An 18,172-nucleotide genomic window follows, 5' to 3' on the forward strand; every position below is an offset into this window, starting at 1 on the left:
GAAACTCGTTTAGACGAAGAGCTAAGTCAGTTGCAAGAGGAACTCGCAAACTGGACTTATCAACCCTCGCCAGTCCGTCGAGTAGAAATAGCCAAGCCGGGAGGCAAAGGTGTACGACTACTCGGCATACCGACGGTACGGGATCGAGTGGTACAAACAACATTAAAGCTACTGCTGGAACCGGTCTTTGATCCGCATTTTTCACCGCACAGCTATGGATTTCGCCCAGGGCGAAGCCAGCACGAAGCGGTACAAGCGGCACAACAGATAGTGAACAGTGGCAAGCCCTACGTGGTGGATATAGATCTATCCAAGTTTTTTGATAGAATCCATCACGACAGGCTGATAGCCCGAATGGGCGAGAAAATATCCGACAAACGGATACTTCGCCTAGTCGGAAACATGTTGCGTAGCGGCGTCATGATCAATGGCATCGTCAACCCCAGCAAGGAAGGCGCAATGCAAGGGGGCTCACTCAGTCCCTTGCTGAGCAATATCGTTCTGGATGAACTGGATCAGGAATTGGAAAAACGTGGACTGGAATTTTGCAGGTACGCGGACGACTGTAATATCTTCGTAAAATCGCAAAAAGCGGCAGATCGAGTGATGGAAAAAGTCAGCCAATTCATCGAAAAGAAGCTGAAACTGAAAGTGAATCAGGAGAAAAGCCAGGTGGCTAAATCCGATGCGGTAAAGTTTTTAGGTTTTACCGTGGTTAAGGGGACAATTGCCATTGCGCATAAAGCCCTGCAAACAGCCATGAGTAAAATCGAAGAACTGACACCGCGAGGTACACATCAGACTCTGGATACATCACTGGACGAGATCAATCAATGGTATGTGGGCTGGTCAAATTACTACAGTTTGACTTACTACCCCTCACAATTGAATAAAATCGAAGCCCATATCAGGCGACGACTACGATCACGAATAGTCGATCAACAAAAGAGAAAACAGCATCTATATCGAAAACTGGCCAAACGGGGCGTACCACGAAAACAAGCATCAAAAGCCGTCTTTTCAAACAACAAACGGTGGCAACTCTCCAATGCGCGAGCAGTGACGAGGGCTTATCCGAACAGTTGGTTTATAAATCTGAAAGGGCAGGAAATACGATCCGACCGAAAGTTAGAGCATTGGTTTGAAGTTTCTCAATGGATACGTCTTGCGTGAGGAGCCGTGTACGGACCCGTACGCACGGTTCTGTGGGCAGACGGGAGCTGCGGCTCCCTCTGACCCGATAAAATTCTGGGTTAGATTATCTAACGAAGCGTAGATAATCTAACCCAGCCTACAAAATATTACCGCTTGCCTAAGCACTGACTACTTACTTAAAGCCGATAAGTGAAATTCAGAGCGAAGAACGAGAACCAGGCATTAGCATAGGATCCAGAGACCTGCCCCCGCAAAATATTATCTGCTCCCTGAGTCACCGACATATCACCATTCCACATAAATTCGTAGGATGCGTTGACATCTAACTTCTGAGTTACTTGCCATAGTGCTCCAAGACCGAAACGCCAGGCCTCACCCATTGGCAGAACTACAGTACGGTCTTTGTTGCTCACTGCCGAACTGTCGTAGGCGAAGCCACTGGTAAACACCCAATCGGGAAATGCTTTGTACTGGACACCAATAGCCCCGTGCCAGGTATCCTGATAATTGAGGTTTGCCGTCAGGGTACTGGAATCAGAAGATTGCAGCCCGATATCGACTTTGCCAAACTGACTCCAGTCCTGCCATCCGACATCTCCCATGATCGCCCATTCATCATCGATTTGTTGATAAAAACCAAACATTACAGATTGCGGCACGTTCATGCCGAGATTTACACTCGACGGATTAGCAAGTACTTTACTCAGTCCGGGCCCCAGGTTGCTATAACTAGGGGTGGCCGCGAAGTCGAGGTTTATCTGAGATTGATAGGTGATGCCAAATCGCGTTCCTTTACGTGGTTCAATTAAAATACCGACGTTGGCACCAAATCCCCAGGTATTGTCTTTGAGTGTCATCTGTCCATCACCGACTCTGGGGTCAAGATTGTTGATCGCCACCTCGTCTTTCAAGTAGCCAAACATAGCATTCATCCCAATACCAATTGAGAGCCAGTCAGTCGCCTTGTAACTCACGGAAGGCATTATGGAAACCCCAACCAGAGCACTCTTTTGCACATAATAGCGGCCCACCCAGTTTTCGTTATATTCTTCAACCAGACCGAAATTAGAAAATGCGCCCAGGCCGAATTTCCATTTATCAGAAAAATCATGGACATAGAAAAGACTCAAGCCCGGCAACGCGCCGATTGCATTGCCGCCCCCATCGCTGCCGAGCTTGGGTGAAGTATTCCCATCTGGGGAGAATTCAACATCGCCATACAGGAACTGTCCGCCGGCCTGGATCTGCGAGCCGTGCAGACGACTCATGCCCGCAGGATTCTTGAATAGTGTAGACGCATCCTGCGCTCTGGCAGAATAACCGGCCGAAGCCAGTCCAACATCAGGTGTACCGATTTCGTAAAGACTAATGCCACCGGAATGTGCCGATTGCGGTAGTACTGCGAAAATAAGTACACCAACCAAAAATACAGGTTTGTCGTTGGGTCTGATATTCAGTGACTTGTTGCAACATATAGTGTCCATAGCATAGTCCATTATCAAAGTGAACTCCAAAAGTTTAAGTCGGACTACCAGAATCTGACATGTATCGCTTCTCGATAGATCAGGGCATGCTTATTACTCTTAGCGCCATACCGCACGACGATATACAGCTCTTCGCTCAACCCCTCTGTACGACAAAGGAGTCATCGGCATGCCAATAATATCTATAAATAAAGACGCAATCCCTCCTGATGCTGGTAAATTACCTTCTAATACTTTAACTGTGTAAGTCAGTTTGCTCCCTACCAGCTGAGGGTTTGTTAATTCCACGACAACATCATCGACACTATCGTTACCTAAAATCGATATTGTTGCATTGGGTGGGTTAGCAGCAAAACTGTCTTTACCTACTGACCATGATTTTACCCATCCCTCTGTATCAACATGCCCTGTAATACGCTCTGGCCGGTCAGAAAAAAATAATGTTGCTGGCCCAATACCGTGCAGAGTCAACTGATTATCCTTTGAAGTAATGGCGTGAGCTGTTTGTACAAACAAATATTGCACAGATTTGGCTTTGCTCTGTGCTTGTTCTGATTCTGCTACGGTGGTGTCACTCAGAAGCGCGACAGCCATAACTGATGAAATTGAGGTAATGGCAACTAAGCCAGTAAGTGCTGCATATTTAATAAATACACGTTTAGTTAGTGGGTTCATGGCGATTTTCCATATTAAAAAATTTATATGTCAATGAGTTATTATATAGATATTTTTATTGAATTTTTGTTATTTTCTGGCGGCCGATTTTTGCCTATAGCTGCGTTGCTTAAACATTTGCGTAGCTTGCTATGCGCCTGTTTATTCGCCGTGCTTTCGACTAAAATCAACTCGCTATAAAATCATAGATCAAGGCTATGTCACCGTAAAGTATGGAATTTCATATAACAAGAGCGTATAAGTAAATAAAGCCCATGTAAATTAAGGAGATAGCTATGAACGCCCCAGAGTTTTTAGAGTTCATTTCCGAAATAAATCAACTTGACCACCATCAACGCACTGTTCTAACGAAAGCACTGGATCAACTAGAGGACGAACCTAAGGTTTTTGATTTAATTGAAACAATATTTGATAGCAAAGGTAAATGCCCTCATTGCTCCCATACCGAAAGCCACAGGCATGGAATAAAAGATGGCCTTCAGCGCTACCGCTGTAAAGCCTGCAAAAAGACATTTAATGCTTTGACAGGAACGCCTCTTGCTCATCTACGCCTCAAGTCAAAGTGGCTTGATTACTTAGGAGCTATCGCAGAATCATTGACTGTCCGGCAGGCAGCTAAAGAAATTAATGTGCATCGAAATACAACCTTTCGATGGCGGCACCGTTTTTTAAGCTGGATTCAGCAGGATCGTCCCAGTGCTCTTCATGGCATTACAGAAGCTGATGAAACCTACTTACTTGAGTCACATAAAGGAGAACGCCATCTCAATCGTCAACCAAGGAAACGAGGGGGCTGTGCGACTAAGCGAGGGATTTCTGATGAGCAAATGTGCATTTTAATTGCTCGTGATCGCTCAAAACAAACCGTAGATTTTGTGACAGGTAATGGCCCAATAAGCAAAATTGTTCTTGATACGCATTTAAAGCCAATACTAGACCAGGATGCCCTCCTTGTGAGTGATGGCAATCCAACTTATGGTGCATTTTGTAAAGCTGAAAAAGTATCTCATGAAATCGTTAACATGAGTCAAGGGCAGCGGGTGACTAAAGGGGCCTATCATATACAAAATGTCAATGCATACCACCACCGTTTTAAATCATGGCTAGACCGCTTTCATGGTGTAGCCACCAAGTATTTACCTAATTATTTGGCTTGGTGCAGAATTATGGATCGGAACCTCAATCTAACCCCTGAGCAATTGTTACATTCTGCTCTGGGTGATTTTCAATACTTAACGGTGACATAGCCTAGATCAAAGACCTGGCCCTAAAGTTTCTAAAAGTTCTTACTTATTTGTCAATAAACTCGAAATTCGGAACCTGCCCACGGTTTTCCTTTCTTGAGGAAAAGAATCGAATTTATGTGCTCCTCATCCTTTGTATTTAGCGTTAGCAAGTGAACCAGAAAAGTGGCGGGCAAATTACCGTGAATTTTTTAAATATCCAATCGAAGGTCAATTATTTGGAGGTATTCGAATTGCGACAAACCAAGGCATGATAATCGGTAATGAAAGGTTTACAGCGGAAATTGAGAAATTAACAGGGCGGAGGATGACAACAAAAAATGGGGAGACCTGTTGGCTGGCGGAATGAAAAAGTAAATAAATAATTTAAGTTTACTCTGGCCCTGATTATGTCAGTTATTTGCCAGTTATTTAACTTGATCATTATATATTGACTACTTTGATATAAAAAAACTAGTAAACATTGTTATACTGAACTAGTTTACTTCTAAAAAGATAATACTTAATTAAAGGTTTTATATGATGCTTGCGAACAAAATTTCTCTTTCGAACAGTAAAGCCAGCTATATTTTATCAGCGATACTTTTGCTATTTTGTACAGCACCGTTTGCCAATGAGCGTATCGGTTTGGTTAAAACCTATACGCCTGATGGTTTTGTCGTACGGCAAGGAGTTGAAACAGCTTTGCAAACCGGCTCGGATATTTTTCAGGGCGACACGCTTGAAACAGGATCGGAGGGTGCTATTGGTATCATTTTTAAGGATGGTGCCGTATTAACGCTAGGACCGAACTGTAAACTAAGTATCGATAATTTTCTTTTTAATCCCAGCGAAAAGAAAGTTTCTTTCGTTTCGCGGATAATAAGGGGTACGGTTGCGTTTGTGTCAGGCGCCATTGGCAGAATTTCCCCTGATTCCGTTCAATTTCAAACCCCAACCGCAACACTCGGTTTACGCGGAACCAAAATTTTAATTGAAGTGAAGTAGCGTTTTTATCCAAATCGATTTATCGAGTTTAATTTATGAATATGAAAATAATCTTTAACCTGTTGATAGCCTCTTTCTTGATCGGATGTAGCGGAACAACAGTTGTTTTAGTCCCCGATCCTGACGGTAAAGTCGGTGAAGTCTCTCTTGCTACAGAAGGAGGAACGACTCTGCTGTCTAAAGCAAATGAAAGTGCGCAGGCGCCAGAAGCCGGCCAGGCGCCCACTCAAGCAGCTGTATTAAGCGCAAAGAAAATCAATGATATGTTTTCCGAAATCTTGGCTAATGAACCGACGCCTCCCAAACGTTACCGTTTGTATTTTTCGACAGGAAGCGCTTCATTGACAGCTGAAACCAGAGCGGAAATCACCAAAATCATAGTGTCTATCCAAGATCGAAAATCCTGTGATCTAAGTGTCATCGGGCATAGTGATCGGGTCGGCGATAATAAAAGCAACAAAGGTATTTCCTTAGTGAGGGCCGAAAATGTCGCCAAGGCTTTAACAGATAACGGTGTGGACAGAAAATGTATGGATATTCGCTATTATGGTGAAAACGATCCTGCTGTTCCTACCGCCGACAATGTCGCGGAAGAACGTAACCGACGCGTTGAAGTTGAGATCCGATAAGCGCTTTGTAATGCCTCCACAGATTCTTCAAAAAACACAGTTGGACGGTCTGACTCCGCAATTCTCTAAATCAGAAGAAAAAATCAATACAATTCTATTTGGAACGGCATTAACACTCTTACTATTGATACTCGGCGTAAAATTTCCAAACATCGTCGAAAAAATCAATAATGAAGTCACTGCGGTCCAGATCAGATTATTACCGGAAACACCCTTGTCCCGATTACCCGTCATCGTGGAAGTGGATGAAAAAAGCCTTGTTGAGTATGGCCAATGGCCATGGCCTCGCTATCAAGTGGCGCAATTGCTTGAAGCTATTCAACGAGCCGGTGCTCTTAGTGTTGCGATTGACGCCGTGTTTGTTGAAAGAGATAGAACTTCTCCGCTGGAGATTCAGCGCGTTGCCGAAAGAGATTTTGGGCAATTTTTTTCGTTAAAAGGGATCGATAAAGCGCTCTGGGACTACGACTATGCTTTGGGGGAAACATTAAAGTCCGGGCCTTTTATACTCAGTTATTTTTTTTCCAATGACAAACCTTACCAAAAGTCCTGTCAACCGAAATCGGCTGGCGGTGCCTGGTTTTCAGCCGGCGGGGAAAAGCAGTCGTTGCATGTGCCAGCGCCTCAGAATGTTTTTTGCAATATAGAAGTACTGCAGCTGGCGGCCAAATATAGCGGGTTTATCAACTCCAAGGTCGATGCCGACGGACTTTATCGCGAGTCGCCATTGATCATCGAATACAATGGTCAGCTTTATCCGAGCCTGGCCTTACAGGCTTATTTATCAGCAAAAAAAATCGACCACTTTTTAGTTTCAGCAAAGGAAAGCGGTTTGACTTTACAGGCGGGAAAAATCCAGATCCCGCTCGATCATGCAGGCAATTTACTGGTTAGATTTCCGAAATCCGAACAAACCTTCGAAAAAATATCTGCATCCGATGTTCTTTCCAATAAAATCGGAACAAGCCGCTTGAAAGATAAAATCGTCATTGTCGGTTTTTCAGCTACGGGTTTACATGAGGTTCGTCCTACCCCTTATGCGCCGCAGTTTTTGGGTGTTGAAGTGCATGCATCAATCATCGACAACTTATCCCGGCATAATTTCTTGCATCGGCCCGACTATGCTAACGGATTGGAATTGTTTTTAGCCACAATGCTTGGACTTGTACTCTTTATCACTTTAGCCAGTGCAGGGCCAATCACACTTACGATTGTCCATTGCCTGATAATTTTCTTGCTTTTCGCCGGATCGCAATCTCTTTTAGCTTTGTCCGGAATGGTCGTCTCACCCGCGCTACCCGTTATCATGGCCTTGGTAACCTTTTTATCACTGTCATTAATCAAATACGCACAAGAAAGTCTTCATACCAAACGAATGAACTTAATGGTTGCCAGGACTCAAGAGGGCATTATTCAAAGCTTCAGTTCTATGTCAGAGTTTCGAGACCCCGAAACTGGCGCTCATATTCGGCGCACTCAACATTATGTCAAAGTGCTGGCGACTCATCTACAGCAACATCCAAAATTCCAAACGGAGCTGACAGACGACATCATTGAGTTATTCTTTAAAGCTGCTCCTCTCCATGATATTGGTAAAGTCGGTATTCGCGATAACATTCTGCTTAAACCCGGTTATCTTGAAAGTGACGAATTTGAAATCATGAAATCTCATCCACAAATTGGGGCCGACATCGTCGATGCTGTTGCGGCTCAAAGCGGCTGGAATCCTTTTATGCGGATTGCCCAGGAAATTTGTTTATCGCACCATGAAAAATGGGATGGCAGCGGCTACCCCAAGGGATTAGTTGGCGAAGAAATTCCTCTGTCCGCCAGATTAATGATGCTTGCTGACGTCTATGATGCCTTAATCAGCAAACGAGTTTACAAACCAGCGTACTCGCATAATAAAGCTAAATCGATTATTCTCGAGGGCAAAAATAAGCATTTTGACCCTCTGGTCGTAGACGCTTTTCTAGCCACTGAAAATCAGTTTTTGGAAATTGCTCTCCAATTTCTCGACAGCGACGATCAGCGACAGACCTTGCTCTCCGAAGTATAAGCTCTACTACACAATTAAGTATACGCTAGGGGCCGGTCGCGAATCACGGCCTGCACCTATGTGTGGCTTAATTGTGTGATTTTTTGCATAGCCCGTTGGTTTAATTCCATCGATAACAAAACGTCGGTTATGACATTCGCTGTTTTTCATTTTATTTGTCCGTAATCGCAACGCTGTAAAAATGCATGCAACACCCTTATATGCAGCCAGTTTTCGGCTGGATCATCATAAAATAACCAGCATTTCAACCTTATCTTTTTCCAGACAACTGATGGCTTCAGGGTATTTTGCGCTGAATTATTCGATACAGTTATCACAGGCTTTACAGGCTTTATCCGTTATTGGCATGGTTGCGCGAAGCAGGCTTGTAAAACCCGGAGTGTTTATACTTAAATCGCAGGATCTGTAGCGTATAATATATTCTTTTACCGGATTGATGAGTAGATAGGATTATATGAAACTGGGACTACTGGCGGGTACACATTCCGGTTGCGGAAAAACCACCCTGATGCTGACATTATTACAATATTTAAAAGCTCGGCAGCACAGTGTTGTTTCTTTTAAATCCGGGCCTGACTTTTTAGATCCTTTGTGGCATCAGGTGGTAACAGGCAGGCAGTCTTATAATGTTGATACCCGTATGATTGGTGTGCAACACTCTGCACAGCTCATTGCCCAGCAAGCTGCGGTTGCTGACTGTGGGTTGATAGAAGGCGTGATGGGTTTGTTTGATGGACGCTCGGGCGTTGGTGGTAGTGGTTCCAGTGCTGAACTGGCGCAAGCTTTGCAGGTACCCGTTTTTCTGGTGGTGGATGCCGGGGGTATGAGCGGGTCAATTGTGGCTATGGTCAGTGGTTATGTTACATACGCACAAAAAATGGGCGTAACTATTGCCGGAATTATAGCTAACCGTGTTGGCAGTAAGCATCATGCAGGCTTATTAAGCGAGGCTTTATCTGATTATCAGCAGCCTCCCCTGGTCGCCTGGATGGAAAAAAGCGCACCTGTGTTACCTGAGCGACATTTGGGATTAGTGCAGCCGTCAGAAGTTCAACTACCGGATTTTTTACCTTTTCTGCATATTGAAGTTGATAATTTTGTGGATTTTTTGACTGAAACGTTATTTGTGCCGCCTGAGCCTGTAAAGCAGCAAGGCCTGTTAAAAAACAAGAAAATTGCTGTGGCTAAAGATGCGGCCTGTTGTTTTATTTATCCGGCTAATCTGGATTTTTTACGTGAGCAAAGCGCAGAGATTTTATTTTTTTCACCGCTTGCAGGTGAGGCGATTCCTTATTGTGCTGATACACTATGGCTGCCGGGCGGGTATCCGGAGTTATTTGCGCAAGCTCTGTCGGTATCAAATACCTGGCTTTCCTTGCGTGATTTTATCGAGGCAGACAAACCTGTATTAGCCGAATGTGGCGGTGCAATGTTACTGGGTGAGTCTTTAATTGATCTTGATGGGCGTTCGTGGTCGATGGCGAATATTTTACCTTTTCGTTCGAAAATGCAAACAAAACTGGCATCTTTAGGCTATCGGGAAGAAGCGGCAGGGGTTAAGGGACATGAATTTCATCATTCAGTACGCAAAGCAGAGCAATCTTTAGAGCCTTGTTTTCAAGTTGAGCGGGGAGACACAGGCGTACGCTATAAGAATTTACGCGCTTCTTATGTGCACTGGTATTTTGCCAGTGCACCAGAAGTTATAACAAAGTGGTTGGGTGGTAGTCAATGAAAGAGAGAGAGCGTCGTCAAGGCATCGTTGTAGTCAATACCGGAGAGGGCAAAGGGAAATCTTCAAGTGCTTTCGGCATGGTATTTCGTGCTGCCGGCTGGGGCATGAAAGTGTGTGTGATTCAGTATATTAAGGGCAAATGGCAGACTGGCGAACAAAAAGCATCAGAACGTTTTGATAATATCGAATGGCATGTGCTGGGGGACGGCTTTACCTGGGATACTAAAAATCCGGAACAGGATATTAAAACCAGTCGTGAAATCTGGGAGTTTAGTAAGCAAAAAATATTATCTGAAGAGTATGATTTTGTTTTATTAGATGAAATTAATTATTGTTGTGGCTATCACTGGATTTCAGGGCAGGAAATTGCGGATTTTATCGCACATGAAAAGCCACCCTGGATGCACCTGGTATTAACCGGACGTAATGCTGCACCTGAAGTGATTGAAGTGGCGCATACGGTAACAGAAATGACCAAGATTAAGCATGCCTATGCACAAGATATTAAGGCGGCACAGGGCGTGGAGTTTTAAATGAACCTAGCAACTATATTTGCGGGGCGCGGCTTGCTGAAAAGTCAGAAACCAGGTGTTTCCAGCTATATTGAAATCTGAATTAATCTATTTTTAAATAATAATGAAAGCACTTTATCCAGAAATTGAACCGTTTAATACTTTTTTTCTTGAAACAGGAAGCCTGCATAGGATATATGTGGAGCAATCCGGTAATCCAGAGGGAATTCCAGTTGTTTTTTTACATGGCGGCCCCTGTTCAGGTACACGACCAGGACAGCGCTGTTTTTTTGATCCCGATGTGTATCATATTATTTTATTTGACCAGCGTGGCTGTGGTTTATCCTTGCCTTTTGGCGAGCTGGAGAATAATACGACACAGGATTTAATCGCGGATATGGAGCGCATTCGTCAGCAGTTAAATATTAAACAATGGCTATTATTTAGCGGTTCCTGGGGGAGTGCTCTAGCCTTGCTATATGCACAGCAATATACTGAATATGTTTCAGGAATGATTATCCGTGGAGTATTTTTAGCGCGGCAGCAAGACCTGGATTGGTTTGTTAGAGACGGTGCCAGCCGGATTTATCCTGAGCAATATCAGTGCTTGCTAGACAGTACGCCGGGGCATAATATTGACTTGTTATATACCACTTTATGGTCCGATGATGAGCTCGCTGTGCGGCGTGTCGCCCAGGCGTGGATACAGTGGAGCAGCAAGGTTGCAGTAGGTGAGGATTATCAAAAAGTTGATCAGCCCGAGCACGTGACGCAAAAAATGGTCGATCAAGTTAAAATGGAATTGAATTATGCCCGGAATCAATATTTCATTACAGAAAATCAAATACTGGAAAATTGCACCAGTTTACAAAATATCCCCTGTATTATCATTCACGGGCGGTATGATTTTGTTTGCCCCATGGCTGCCGGATTGAGCTTATCCAGGGCGTTGCCGAAAGCTGAGTACAGAATATTGGAACACGCCGGGCATATTGCACAAGGTGATGAAATGATCGATGCCCTTGTCGATGCAAGTGATCAAATGGCCACGAGATTAGCTTTATCCTAAAAACCGCTGTTGACCGTTTTAAAACACTATAAGCATCTGAATATTGAATATAATGATCGTTAATACTTGTCACCTGTTGGGTGTAGATACTCCACTTCACGGTTTTGTGAATAAATCTGAGCACGAAATCCATTTTCTACTGCGGTTTCTAAGATTATGAGTGAGCAAAAAAAACGCCTGGTTATCGCCATGACAGGTGCGACTGGTGCAATTTATGGCGTCAGAATGTTGCAAGTGCTACAGCAACAGAATAACTGGGAATCGCATCTGGTGATTTCAAATGCGGGTTTGGTAAATTTAAAATATGAACTGGATATGCCGCGTAAAGAGCTATATGCCTTAGCGGATATCACGCATGGTGTTGATGATATTGCAGCGTCTATTGCCAGTGGATCTTTTAAAACAGAAGGCGTAATTGTTGCACCTTGTTCGATGAAAACTTTAGCGGCGATTGCGCATGGTTTTGGGGATAATCTAATCTCGAGGTCGGCAGATGTGGCTTTAAAAGAGCGTCGTCGTGTGGTGATTATGCCGCGAGAAACACCGTTAAATCTGGCGCATATTCGTAATATGGCAAGTGTAACTGAAATGGGTGGTATTATTTTTCCACCGATGCCAGCGTTTTATAATAAGTCTAATTCAATAGCAGCAATGGTAGATGAAGGCGTCGGGCGGGTCCTGAATCTATTTGGGGTAAATGTTGAGGGTATGTTTGCGCAGTGGGAAGGCTTGTAATTAACTACAACTGAATTCTATGCTGGGGCGTTAACCGAATAACAGAGGGTTTTATGCAAATACTAAAGCAATACTCGATAGTGCTTGATGCCCCTTGGTTGGGTAATGGTTAAAGAATTTTAGATAATAGTTTTGAGGAAATCAGGATTAATTTGTGAAATATTACGGTTTATTATTGCTGGGAATCTGGCTAATTACACGCAGTTTACTGGAGCTGTTGAATGTTCATTTTTCTTATGACAAGATTGTACTTGCCTGCATCGCTATCGCTGCTGGTGTATTTTTATCAACCCATGAACTTAAAGAAAAACTGGAAAGTATAGGTATACTACTGCTTGGAATATGGTTGATTATAGGGGCTGCTATAGTGCTGTTTAAGTTTACTATTCCGTCGAGTCACCTGGTAATGCCGATTCTGGCTTTACTTGCGGGTTTGCTGCTGATTATAAGAAGATAAGTTATAAGTTTAACCAACGCTGAAATCAAGACATAGGTTTACGCATAAAAATGCGATAACACATTATTTTATCAAGAGGTGATCATTGAAAATATTAACAATACCTTTAAAACAAAGCCTGAATTTTATATTACTCAGTATCTTTACGGTGTCTATAAGTCCGGCGATAGCTAATTCTGACAAGCAAGCCATGGAAGCTGTTCAAAAAGCCCGTCAAATGACTCGGCAAGACGATCATTCAGCACATCTGACACCCGTTGACGAGAGTCAAAAATTTCGGGGAGTGTATTATGGTTACCTCCCATGCAAAGACTGTGCTGGTACTAAAATGACGCTGTCATTAAAAAATAAAAATAATTACTTGCTGGTGACTCAGTATGCAAAAGCCTCATCCAGGGAGTATTACGATAAAGGTAAATATACCTGGGATGACAAAACGCGTACTGTTACCTTGGTATCGCGCAAGAATTCAAGCATAAGTAAATACAGTATTATAGATGAAGGAACACTTGTTCCGTTTACTGTTGATGGAACACCCAGGGTCGTTGATCAGGATGAATATGCTCTACGCAGAAGCGATACTGTAGAATCCCGTGAAGTGCATATTCATTGATATAGGTTTTAATCGGTAGCAACGTACAAAACGAAATTTAAACTTGTAATACAGAAGGTATCTATAACAGCTGCTTTCTGCAGGCAATTACACAAATGGTGCATTTGCTGGCAATTATTGAGAGATTATTAATGTTTTGCTGCTGCCTTAATTACTATTAATAGATTTAAGTTATAGGTATAACATTGATAAAAAAGACCAGCTTTTCGCTTATAACGCTCGCTCTCCTTGTGACGGCCAATTTTTTTTTCTGGGCTTACATAAACCGTCCTGATAAAGTGCAGTCATGGGTGGGGCCAATGATGGGTGTATCCTTCAACCCCATGCGTGCGGATAATAATCCCACAAAAGGTATTTATCCAAGTGAAGCGGAAATTAATGACGACTTGTCTTTACTGGTTGGACGCGTCCATGCTGTGCGCACCTATAGTGTTCAGAACGGTCTTGAACGCGTTCCTGAACTTGCGGCACAGCATAAACTAAATGTCACCGTCGGCGCTTGGATCAGCAGCAACCCTGTAGAAAGTCAAAAAGAAATAGATGCTTTAATCAGTATTAGTCGTAATAAGCATGCTGATAATATTGTGCGTACGCTGGTCGGCAATGAGTCTCTTCTGCGTAAAGAAGTGACCGTAGATGAACTCATTGCTTATCTTAAGCAGGTTCGTAAACGAACATGGCGTCCGGTCAGTACATCAGAAACCTGGGATATATGGTTAGCCCATCCCGAACTAGCCAATGAAGTCGATTTTATTGCGGCCCATATTTTGCCCTACTGGGAAGGCATTCCAGCTGAAGAAGCAGTTGACTATGTATTCAACCGTTATCAAGCCCTGCGTGATGCTTTTCCTGATAAACCTATTGTCTTAACCGAAGTTGGCTGGCCTTCAGATGGCCAGCCAATACGTGGTGCAACGGCCAGCAAAGTCAACCAGGTTAGGTTTCTCCGTGATTTCCTGAATCGTGCAAAACAACAAGGATTAACTTACTATGTAGTAGAGGCGTTTGATCAGCCATGGAAGCAAGACATCGAGGGCTCTTCAGGTGCTTACTGGGGTATATTTACTGCAGATCGGGAAGCTAAATTTCAAATGCAAGGCGATGTGTTTAATATGCCTGACTGGCGAGACTGGGCGTTAATAGCGGCTATTTTAAGTATGCTGCTCATGACTCTGTTTTTGTTTACCCGGGTCAATATGAAGCTATCTGGAAAGATTTTTTTTGGCATTATCGCCAATCTTTCTGCCTCAACAATAGCATGGACAACATCCATAGGTGTAAGCCAATATCAAACGACACTGAGTCTGGCCCTGTGGATTATATTGCTGCTCATGCAGGCGATGGCGATTCTTGTTTTACTGGTGGAGACGCTGGAAATTTCCGAAGTGCTCTGGAGCTCAGGAGGACAACGCAGCTTTAAGCCATTATCAGCGCCCAGTGATTTTGTTTACCCAAAAGTCTCATTGCATGTCCCTATTTATAACGAACCGCCTGAGATGGTCAAACAGACTTTAGCGGCATTGGCTAAGCTGGATTATCCAAATTTAGAGGTATTAATTATTGATAATAATACCAAAGATCCTGGCGTATGGCAGCCTGTTGAAGCTGAATGCAAACGACTTGGATCAGTTTTTCGTTTTTTTCATCTGGATAACTGGCCAGGCTATAAAGCCGGAGCTATAAACTATGCACTGACACAAACAGCGAAAGATGCGGAAATCATTGCTGTAATTGATAGTGATTATATTGTCGATCCAAACTGGCTAAAAGGTTTGGTGCCTTATTTTTCCAAACAAGACGTGGGTTTTGTACAAGCACCTCAAGATTACCGCGATTGGAGAGAAAATAGCTTTAAAGCCTTGTGTCACTGGGAATATGCGGGATTTTTTCAGATTGGTATGGTGCAACGTAACGAATCTAATGCGATTATCCAGCATGGCACTATGACTTTAGTGCGCAAATCGGCTTTAGAGTCGGTTGGTAGCTGGGGTGAATGGTGTATCTGTGAAGATAGTGAACTCGGATTGCGTTTATATCGCGCTGGTTATGATTCTGTTTATGTGAAAGATTCATTGGGTCGCGGGGTAACGCCGGATACCCTGTCTGGTTATATGATTCAGCGTCATCGTTGGGTTTATGGTGCAATGCAAATCCTCAAACATCATTGGCGTGCCTTGTTAAGGAGCAAGCAGTCATGTTTAACTCCCGCACAGCGATATTATTTTCTTGCCGGATGGTTGCCCTGGTTTTCTGATGCTTTAGCGTTATTATTTACTTTTGCCAGTTTATTGTTGACCATCAACATAATGTTGGATCCTGTACACAGCGAACTTCCAGTAAATGCCTTTATATTACCGACCATTGGTTTATTTGGCTTTAAAGTTTTTCGAACTATCTGGCTGTATCATGCGCGTGTAGGCTGCTCAACACTGCAAACATTAGGCGCTGCACTTGCCGGCCTCGCGTTGACTCATACCGTAGCGAAAGGAGTTTGGCAGGGATTATTTACCTCAGGTCGTCCTTTTATGCGTACCCCTAAATTTGAAAAATCCAGACCTTTTTTAGCTGGCTTGGTCACTATTAAAGAGGAGTTGTGTTTATTGATTTTACTCTGGTATGCAGCCGGTTATATGATGTCGCTAGAGCATTTCGATAATGTTACTGGACAATTATGGGTCGCAGTTTTGCTGGTGCAATCAACACCCTATGCGGCTTCTTTTCTTATGCTTCTGGTTAATATCGCGCCGAATTTATCTTTTAAACAATCAAAGAAGTTAAGTTAGTACTAAAAATACCTATGAAGACTTCTTTAACTGTGATTCCAAACGAACCCCTGTCATCCAGGTTTGCTTATTTGCATACCCATGTCGGCCGGGATCTACGGCTGGATTTTCTTCGCGGCCTGATTATGCTGGTTGTCATAAGCGTACATATGGAATATTTCTCGCTATTTAGCATGTTTGCGTGGGGGCGGATTGGCCATGTGTCCAGCGCTGAAGGTTTTGTCGCTTTATCCGGTATTGTTTTAGGGATCGTTTATAGACGCCGTTTACATCGAGAAGGCTTTAAAAATTGCGCTATAAAATTATGGCAACGCTCATTTCAGCTATACAGAATTAATCTTTTTATCATTTTAAGTATCGCTGTCTTAGGCACAATACCCAGTATTAATATTTTTGAGGTAAGTCATTGGGCATCTCCCGCAGCGCCGGATAAAATCTATTCTCTCTATCCGCCTGCGACAGCCTCCTGGCAAACGATTCTGCAACAAGCTTTGTTACTCAGAATTGGCCCGCACCAATTTCAAGTCATTGGCTTATATGTAGTACTGATTGCTCTAGCACCGCTGGTTCTTTTTTGTTTGCATCACCAGAAAACGCTGCTGCTAATTGTTGCTAGTTGCTTGCTATATTGGATCAATCACAAGCTAAATCTGAGAATAACCGGCGCTGGTTTTGAAAGAGGTTTCCCCACGCTCACCTGGCAGCTCCTGTTTGTCAATGGAATGGTTATTGGCTATCATCACGAAAAGGTGCTGGGATTCCTGATTGATCATAAAAATAAATTCGTGATATTTATTGCCGGACTTGTTTGTCTGGCCTTTATGTTTCTTGCCTTAAATAACCCCAATCCAATATTCTGGCCTTGGCGAACTTTCTCCCTAATTGATCCGGCTTATCACCATGAAATCTATATGACCTGGTTTCAAAAAAACACTTTGGGGCTGGGCCGAGTATTAAACAATATAGTCTTATTTATTGTTTTTTATTATGCTCTGAGCCACTACTGGATGCCCATCAATAAAACGCTAGGCTGGCTACTGGTACCGTTAGGGCAGGCTTCTTTATATGTTTTTATCCTGCACGTTTATTTTATAATACTGTTTAGCAATACATCACTGCCCGGATACAATAATTTTTTCATCAATACCGGAATACATTTGGCGACGATTCTTATTATTTGGGCAATGGTGAAATATCGAGTTTTATTTAACCTTATTCCCAGATAAATTGATCTTGAAATGCTCCACTAGCTTGTATTCAAGTATTTCGCCTTCATGTAGGCTCTGCCACGCTCTACCTTGAATAACTTAATCGCCGCATCAATAGGCAACAAAAGTTTAGCTGAGTTTTTGAAATCAAAATTATCAACTCAGTACAATCCAGGCATCCTGAAGATCGGATAAAACGGTTTTTGGGTAATGAATTGGTTCCTGGGTAAATGTCATGGAAGCGAAGTAACAGTAATTCTTAATCTTGGTGATAGATTAGCTATATTTATCCTCCCTCTCGTGCAGGGATCTCTCATGCTCTGCCTGGCATTTTATACATCGCGCCGCTGTAGGCTGTACTTCAAGGCGCTGATATTTTATGGGAGTGTCACAGTCTCTGCATCGTCCATATTTATCCTCGCTCATTCTCAGCAGGGCAGCTTCAATATCTTTAACTTCCTGAATATGATGGCTAATCACCGCGAGGTTAATATCAACCAGAAAATCAGCCAAAGAGTCATCACCTATATCGTGGACTTGACTGGCAGTTTGGCTATATTCCTCATTATCGAACGTCAGTAATTCCTGTTTAATTTCATCCCGCAATTCCAGAAAACGTTTATCTAATTGTGCTTTTAGTTCCGTGGTTTGTTTTTTTGATAACATAGATATTCTTTTTGTTTTTATGGAAAACGGATTAATCTGGATCAAAAGAGAGCGTTATGGGGGCTACTTATTTTTATACTAAAGTGGCCGATTATAGTGCTCGTAAAATTCACATTACTCAACCTGTTTTAGTTTATTTAGATAGTTGGCGTTATTTTTGA

General features: G+C 43.0%; 17 protein-coding genes. 14 read left to right on the plus strand and 3 right to left on the minus strand.

The window, feature by feature from the left end:
* Window positions 1-1,173, plus strand: a 1,173-nt coding sequence (ltrA, locus tag AU255_RS18665) for a group II intron reverse transcriptase/maturase (RefSeq protein ID WP_233144752.1), incomplete at its 5' end; no start/stop codon positions are given.
* 158 nt (window positions 1,174-1,331) lie between these two features.
* Here the strand turns inward: ltrA and AU255_RS18670 are convergent.
* A complete protein-coding gene (locus AU255_RS18670; protein WP_158083168.1) occupies window positions 1,332-2,639 on the minus strand; it encodes an OmpP1/FadL family transporter in 1,308 nt (435 codons plus the stop codon).
* A gap of 99 nt (window positions 2,640-2,738) precedes the next feature.
* The gene (locus AU255_RS18675; RefSeq protein WP_080524402.1) at window positions 2,739-3,314 is read right to left on the minus strand and encodes a hypothetical protein; all 576 of its coding nucleotides are present in this window, start codon (window positions 3,312-3,314) and stop codon (window positions 2,739-2,741) included.
* Between the two features lie 275 nt (window positions 3,315-3,589).
* On the opposite strand from AU255_RS18675, the gene AU255_RS18680 reads away from it, so the two are divergent.
* From AU255_RS18680 to opgC, 13 genes are all read left to right on the plus strand, one after another.
* Entirely contained in the window at window positions 3,590-4,561 is a 972-nt protein-coding gene (locus AU255_RS18680; protein WP_080524403.1) for an IS1595 family transposase, read from the plus strand.
* 516 nt (window positions 4,562-5,077) lie between these two features.
* Window positions 5,078-5,545: a FecR family protein gene (locus tag AU255_RS18690; protein WP_080524405.1), complete on the plus strand. Its 468-nt coding sequence runs from the start codon at window positions 5,078-5,080 to the stop codon at window positions 5,543-5,545.
* A gap of 35 nt (window positions 5,546-5,580) precedes the next feature.
* Window positions 5,581-6,174 (plus strand): OmpA family protein, encoded by a 594-nt coding sequence (locus AU255_RS18695; RefSeq protein ID WP_080524406.1) that lies wholly within the window; start codon window positions 5,581-5,583, stop codon window positions 6,172-6,174.
* A 10-nt stretch (window positions 6,175-6,184) separates the two neighbouring features.
* Entirely contained in the window at window positions 6,185-8,233 is a 2,049-nt protein-coding gene (locus AU255_RS18700) for a CHASE2 domain-containing protein (protein WP_158083169.1), read from the plus strand.
* A 181-nt stretch (window positions 8,234-8,414) separates the two neighbouring features.
* Window positions 8,415-8,642 carry a hypothetical protein gene (locus AU255_RS18705; RefSeq protein ID WP_080524408.1) on the plus strand — a complete coding sequence of 76 codons (228 nt, stop codon included), beginning with the start codon at window positions 8,415-8,417 and terminating at the stop codon, window positions 8,640-8,642.
* A gap of 45 nt (window positions 8,643-8,687) precedes the next feature.
* Complete coding sequence (locus AU255_RS18710; RefSeq protein ID WP_080524409.1) at window positions 8,688-9,968, plus strand: cobyrinate a,c-diamide synthase; 1,281 nt, start codon at window positions 8,688-8,690, stop codon at window positions 9,966-9,968.
* Window positions 9,965-10,501, plus strand: a complete 537-nt coding sequence (gene cobO, locus AU255_RS18715; RefSeq protein WP_080524410.1) for a cob(I)yrinic acid a,c-diamide adenosyltransferase — start codon at window positions 9,965-9,967, stop codon at window positions 10,499-10,501. The genes AU255_RS18710 and cobO overlap by 4 nt, the downstream gene beginning before the upstream one ends.
* Window positions 10,502-10,604: 103 nt before the next feature.
* Complete coding sequence (gene pip / locus AU255_RS18720) at window positions 10,605-11,549, plus strand: prolyl aminopeptidase (protein WP_080524411.1); 945 nt, start codon at window positions 10,605-10,607, stop codon at window positions 11,547-11,549.
* A 156-nt stretch (window positions 11,550-11,705) separates the two neighbouring features.
* The gene (locus AU255_RS18725) at window positions 11,706-12,284 is read left to right on the plus strand and encodes a UbiX family flavin prenyltransferase (RefSeq protein WP_080524412.1); all 579 of its coding nucleotides are present in this window, start codon (window positions 11,706-11,708) and stop codon (window positions 12,282-12,284) included.
* A 154-nt stretch (window positions 12,285-12,438) separates the two neighbouring features.
* Window positions 12,439-12,741, plus strand: a complete 303-nt coding sequence (locus tag AU255_RS18730; RefSeq protein WP_080524413.1) for a hypothetical protein — start codon at window positions 12,439-12,441, stop codon at window positions 12,739-12,741.
* A gap of 85 nt (window positions 12,742-12,826) precedes the next feature.
* The gene (locus AU255_RS18735) at window positions 12,827-13,354 is read left to right on the plus strand and encodes a copper resistance protein NlpE (protein WP_080524414.1); all 528 of its coding nucleotides are present in this window, start codon (window positions 12,827-12,829) and stop codon (window positions 13,352-13,354) included.
* Between the two features lie 299 nt (window positions 13,355-13,653).
* Window positions 13,654-16,137, plus strand: a complete 2,484-nt coding sequence (locus AU255_RS18740) for a glycosyltransferase (protein WP_233144753.1) — start codon at window positions 13,654-13,656, stop codon at window positions 16,135-16,137.
* Window positions 16,138-16,151: 14 nt separating this feature from the next.
* A complete protein-coding gene (gene opgC, locus AU255_RS18745; RefSeq protein ID WP_080524415.1) occupies window positions 16,152-17,363 on the plus strand; it encodes an OpgC domain-containing protein in 1,212 nt (403 codons plus the stop codon).
* 258 nt (window positions 17,364-17,621) lie between these two features.
* Here opgC and AU255_RS18750 read toward each other — a convergent pair whose 3' ends face one another.
* The gene (locus tag AU255_RS18750; protein WP_080524416.1) at window positions 17,622-18,011 is read right to left on the minus strand and encodes a TraR/DksA family transcriptional regulator; all 390 of its coding nucleotides are present in this window, start codon (window positions 18,009-18,011) and stop codon (window positions 17,622-17,624) included.
* Window positions 18,012-18,172 lie beyond the last annotated feature (161 nt).

This window comes from Methyloprofundus sedimenti (assembly GCF_002072955.1).
Taxonomy (GTDB): Bacteria; Pseudomonadota; Gammaproteobacteria; order Methylococcales; family Methylomonadaceae; genus Methyloprofundus; species Methyloprofundus sedimenti.

Bases quoted from the DNA above. Each gene is read 5' to 3' on its own strand.
- AU255_RS18670 (WP_158083168.1), bottom strand. From the start codon at position 2,639: ATGGACACTATATGTTGCAACAAGTCACTGAATATCAGACCCAACGAC.
- AU255_RS18740 (WP_233144753.1), top strand. From the start codon at position 13,654: ATGATGGGTGTATCCTTCAACCCCATGCGTGCGGATAATAATCCCACA.
- AU255_RS18700 (WP_158083169.1), top strand. From the start codon at position 6,185: ATGCCTCCACAGATTCTTCAAAAAACACAGTTGGACGGTCTGACTCCG.
- pip (WP_080524411.1), top strand. From the start codon at position 10,605: ATGAAAGCACTTTATCCAGAAATTGAACCGTTTAATACTTTTTTTCTT.
- AU255_RS18695 (WP_080524406.1), top strand. From the start codon at position 5,581: ATGAATATGAAAATAATCTTTAACCTGTTGATAGCCTCTTTCTTGATC.
- AU255_RS18710 (WP_080524409.1), top strand. From the start codon at position 8,688: ATGAAACTGGGACTACTGGCGGGTACACATTCCGGTTGCGGAAAAACC.
- AU255_RS18680 (WP_080524403.1), top strand. From the start codon at position 3,590: ATGAACGCCCCAGAGTTTTTAGAGTTCATTTCCGAAATAAATCAACTT.
- AU255_RS18725 (WP_080524412.1), top strand. From the start codon at position 11,706: ATGAGTGAGCAAAAAAAACGCCTGGTTATCGCCATGACAGGTGCGACT.
- AU255_RS18690 (WP_080524405.1), top strand. From the start codon at position 5,078: ATGATGCTTGCGAACAAAATTTCTCTTTCGAACAGTAAAGCCAGCTAT.
- AU255_RS18675 (WP_080524402.1), bottom strand. From the start codon at position 3,314: ATGAACCCACTAACTAAACGTGTATTTATTAAATATGCAGCACTTACT.
- opgC (WP_080524415.1), top strand. From the start codon at position 16,152: ATGAAGACTTCTTTAACTGTGATTCCAAACGAACCCCTGTCATCCAGG.
- cobO (WP_080524410.1), top strand. From the start codon at position 9,965: ATGAAAGAGAGAGAGCGTCGTCAAGGCATCGTTGTAGTCAATACCGGA.
- AU255_RS18705 (WP_080524408.1), top strand. From the start codon at position 8,415: ATGCATGCAACACCCTTATATGCAGCCAGTTTTCGGCTGGATCATCAT.
- AU255_RS18750 (WP_080524416.1), bottom strand. From the start codon at position 18,011: ATGTTATCAAAAAAACAAACCACGGAACTAAAAGCACAATTAGATAAA.